The organism is Roseiarcus sp. (genome assembly GCF_052145395.1).
GTDB lineage: Bacteria > Pseudomonadota > Alphaproteobacteria > Rhizobiales > Beijerinckiaceae > Roseiarcus.
This window is the reverse complement of sequence record NZ_JBKQOT010000727.1, coordinates 1-2,776: the sequence shown is the minus strand read 5'-3', so window position 1 is coordinate 2,776 and position 2,776 is coordinate 1. Positions and strand designations below refer to the sequence as shown.

The following is a 2,776-nucleotide window of genomic DNA, read 5'->3' as shown; positions in this document are numbered from 1 at the left end:
TCGCCCGGAGATGTCGAGTCGGCCGAATTGGTCGATATTTTAGCGATTGGCGTCCCGTCTGGCCTGACCATGCCGCTCGGGACCGGCTCAAGGCCAGCAGCTTGTAAAGCCGTCAATGCACTTGCGGTCGCCGCGCTTGCTAAGGCCGGCATATCGGCCGTTGTCGCGACCGCCATTGCGTTCGCCATTGCGTTGGGGCCCTCGGCAGGCCGTTGCGCGTCGATCGCCGCCGACGTCTCTGGTGTCGATTCCGCAGCGTTGCTTCCAGCTTCTGTGCTGCCGACTTGCGTATGATCAGGCAGCGCGCTGTCTTTCATGAGGGGGCCGCCGACGTCGCTCGAGGCGACAACGGACTCCGCGCTGGGCGGCTGGACATTGCTTTGCGCCTGCATTGGGACAACGGAGACTGGGCTCTTCGACCCGGGAGCGGCAGCCTTGAGGACGAGGCCCGCGCCGGCGAGAGCCACGAAGCCCAAAGCAAGCCCCGAAGCAGCTAGTCTCCACCTTGGTGAACGAAGGTGTGTCACCTCTCCGGTCAGGTCCTGATGTTGCCCATAAGTGTCGCGCGTGTCCGCCGGTCTGCCCTCCAGCGATCCGTCGACGCTCAACTCACCAGCACTGTCATGTGCGTTGTCGAAGTCGGTCGATCGCTGAGGCTCCGCAGCAGCTGAAGGTGACGCGGACACGATCGACGCAGACGGTGAGGACGGTCGGGGAGCGAAGGGCGGATGCCCTAAAGACTCAAGCAGGCGCTTCAATTCGGACAGCAGCTCTTCCGCGTTCACTTGTCGCATCGTACCGGCTTCAACGCGGCGCCCGTATTCCTCCTGTCTGTTTTCTTCGGTCCTTTGAGAGCTCATTTCACACCCTTATTCCCCTTCATGCGCGAAAGCACTCCCGACGAGAGGGCGATTATCGCCGTAGCGTCGAACCATTCCAGGGAATGTCGGTTATACTGATGACGCCGAGAAATTAAATCATGGAAGAAGCTGCCGAGACGCCTCGCGCGCGGGGCGGCATCCGCGGGGTGGCGCGCGAAGGGAGAACAGGCGATCCTGGCGCCCTCATGAAGTCAACGTCGGAATCATCGACCCAAGAAGTGCTCGCAGGTCTCGTCGAGCGGGTCACTTTCCACAACGCCGAGAACGGCTTCTGCGTGCTCCGGGCGAAGGCGCGCGGACATCGCGATCTGGTGACCGTGGTCGGCCACGCCGCCATCATCTCGGCCGGCGAGTGGATCACCGCATCCGGCGAATGGATCAACGATCGCGCCCACGGTCAGCAGTTCAGGGCGCGCTTTCTCAAGACCTCGGCGCCGAGTTCGATCGACGGGATCGAGAAATACCTGGGGTCCGGCATGATCCGGGGCATAGGGCCGGCCTACGCGAGGAAAATGGTCAAGGCCTTCGGGGAGAGGGTCTTCGACGTCATCGAGGCCGAGCCTGATCGGCTTCGCGAAGTGACGGGCATCGGCGCGGTTCGGGCCAAGCGCATCACGGACGCCTGGGCCGAGCAGAAGGTCGTCCGGGAGATCATGATCTTCCTGCACAGCCACGGGGTCGGCACCGCGCGGGCGGTTCGCATCTACAAGACCTACGGCGCCGACGCCGTGCAGGTCATGACCGAGAACCCCTATCGGCTGGCCCGAGACATCCGGGGCATCGGTTTCAAGACCGCCGACGCGATCGCGATGAAGCTCGGCATCGAAAAGACGGCCATGATCCGACTGCGCGCCGGGATATCGTACGCGCTGACCGAGGCGATGGACGAAGGTCACTGCGGGCTGCCGGCGGATCAACTGATTCCGCTCGCCGAAAAACTGCTCGAAGCGCCGAAGCAATTGATCCTGACGGCCCTCGAGCTCGAACGATTCGAGGGCGCCGTGATCGCCGACAAGGTCGGTGACACCGCCTGCATCTTCCTGGCAGGCCTCTACAGGGCCGAGCAAGTGATCGCTGATCGGCTGAACCGCATCGTGAACGGCCGGCTGCCCTGGCCGTGGATCGACGAAGAGAAGGCCGTACCCTGGGTCGAAAAGCGCAGCGGCCTGCATCTAGCCGACAGTCAGCGGGCGGCGATCCGGTTGGCCCTGACTGCCAAGGTGCTGGTGATCACCGGCGGGCCGGGTGTCGGCAAGACGACGATCGTCAATTCGATCCTCAAGATCCTTGCGGCCAAGGGCGTGCGACTGTTGCTTTGCGCCCCGACGGGTCGCGCAGCCAAGCGCATGACCGAAGCGACGGGCGTCGAGGCGAAGACGATCCACCGGCTCCTGGAGGTCGATCCCAAGAGCGGCGGGTTCAAACACAATGCCGAAAATCCTCTCGATTGCGACCTGCTCGTGGTCGACGAGGCCTCGATGGTCGACGTCATGTTGATGCAGGCGATGATGAAGGCGACGCCGGACAACGCGGCGCTGCTCATCGTCGGCGACATCGACCAGCTCCCCTCCGTCGGACCCGGGCAGGTCCTGGCCGACATCATCGGCTCTGGCGCCGTACCCGTGGGGCGCCTCACTGAGGTGTTTCGGCAGGCCGCCGCGAGCCCGATCATCACTAACGCCCATCGTATCAACCAGGGCGCGATGCCCGATCTGAGTCCGCCTGCCGGCGACAGCGATTTCTACTTCGTTCCGGCCGAGGATCCCGAGACCGCCGTTCAACGCATTTTGGAGTTGGTGAAGACCCGCATCCGAAGAAAAGGGAAGATTGGTTTGGGTCCGGCTTGGGAACTGTCGGACCTCGGTTCTATTAAGGGAGTTTGACCGGCTGTGGCC

Annotated in this window: 1 protein-coding gene and 1 pseudogene; both read left to right on the top strand. The window is 63.4% G+C overall.

Going from position 1 to position 2,776, the window contains the following annotated elements; genetic code table 11:
- Nucleotides 1–294, top strand: a 294-nt coding sequence (locus ACLP25_RS24910; protein ID WP_442471806.1) for a hypothetical protein, incomplete at its 5' end; no start/stop codon positions are given.
- A 772-nt stretch (nt 295–1,066) separates the two neighbouring features.
- Nucleotides 1,067–2,743 (top strand): annotated as a pseudogene (gene recD2 / locus ACLP25_RS24905) (SF1B family DNA helicase RecD2); the annotation flags it as partial.
- Between the last annotated feature and the right edge of the window lie 33 nt (nt 2,744–2,776).